Raw genomic sequence first — 1,235 nt, forward strand, 5'->3', positions numbered from 1 at the left:
CACCAGCAGTGTCTTGCGCTCGTTGTCGCTGACCGGCAGCATCTGCGCGATCAGCGAGCCGATGGCGCCGCCAGTCATGATGATCGGGCCTTCGGCGCCGAACGGCCCGCCGGAGCCGATCGAGATCGCCGACGACAGCGGCTTCAGGATCGCCACCTTGGCGTCGAGTTTTGAGCGCCCGAGCAGGATCGCCTCGATGGCCTCGGGAATGCCATGGCCGCGGATCTTCTCGCTGCCGAAGCGCGCCATCAGGCCGATGATCAGCGCACCGATCACCGGGACGATGACGGCGGCAAGCCCAAGCGGTGTGTCCTCAAGCTTCAGGTCGGCAAGCGAGAACTGGCCGAAATAGGCGATGTTGGTGGCCAGCCGGATCAGCTTCAAAAGCGCGATGCCGGCAACCAGTCCGGCTGTCGCCACCACCACGGCAATGGCCGCGACGAGCAGCACCCTGGCGTCCGTGGTGAAATCACGCAGATGCTCCGGGTTCGAGTGAGGGGTCTTCATGGCGGGCTTTGCTTCCTGGCGGCGGGCCGAATGTGGATATGCGGCACGGTCGAAGCGGCCAGCCGGGCTTGTCGGTGGCTATGTATCGTAACACGATATAAATATTCAAGCCGGTTTCGCCCGAAATCCGTTTGAGCTTTCGCCGGAAAACGAACACATGTCTGATATGTCGCAGCCACAAAAACCACGCCCCGCCATCAGCCAGGCCGATTACCAGCGACTGTCGGAGTTTCGCTATCTGATCCGCCGCTTCCTCGAATTCAGCCAGGTCCAGGCGGAAGACGCCGGCCTGACCCCGCGCCAGCATCAGGCGCTGCTGGCGATCAAGGGATTCCCCGGCGGCGGCCCGGTGACGGTTGGCGACCTCGCCGAGCGCCTGCGCATCCGCCACCACAGCGCCGTCGAGCTGGTCAACCGCCTCGGCGAGGCGGGGCTGGTTACAAGGGATCAGGATAAGGACGACCACCGCCGCGTGCTGCTGCAGCTGACCGAGCGCGCCGACGATTGCCTGGCCGAACTGTCGGCGGTGCATCTCGACGAACTGTCGCGTATCGAACCGATGCTGCGGCGTCTGCTCGATCGAGATGGAGGGTAGTCGTATCGCCCAGAAAGCTCAGCCTACTGCAGTGACTTCAGCAGATTGTCGATCGTGAACGGATTGGACTTCGGCTTGGCCGGCGGCGGATTGTCGTTGGCTTCCGGCAGCGGCGCACGCTCCACTTTCGGAG

Annotated in this window: 2 protein-coding genes; one reads left to right on the plus strand and one right to left on the minus strand. The window is 63.9% G+C overall.

The window, feature by feature from the left end; genetic code table 11:
- Nucleotides 1-507: chloride channel protein (locus EN964_RS35070; protein ID WP_164776418.1), on the minus strand; the 507-nt coding region annotated here is incomplete at its 3' end.
- A gap of 157 nt (nt 508-664) precedes the next feature.
- Between EN964_RS35070 and EN964_RS35075 the strand changes: the two genes are divergently transcribed.
- Nucleotides 665-1,102 (plus strand): MarR family winged helix-turn-helix transcriptional regulator, encoded by a 438-nt coding sequence (locus tag EN964_RS35075; RefSeq protein ID WP_127271260.1) that lies wholly within the window; start codon nt 665-667, stop codon nt 1,100-1,102.
- The last annotated feature ends 133 nt before the right edge of the window (nt 1,103-1,235 follow it).

The organism is Mesorhizobium sp. M7A.F.Ca.CA.001.10.2.1 (genome assembly GCF_003998575.1).
Classification (GTDB): domain Bacteria; phylum Pseudomonadota; class Alphaproteobacteria; order Rhizobiales; family Rhizobiaceae; genus Mesorhizobium.

Bases quoted from the DNA above. Each gene is read 5' to 3' on its own strand.
- EN964_RS35075 (WP_127271260.1), top strand. From the start codon at position 665: ATGTCTGATATGTCGCAGCCACAAAAACCACGCCCCGCCATCAGCCAG.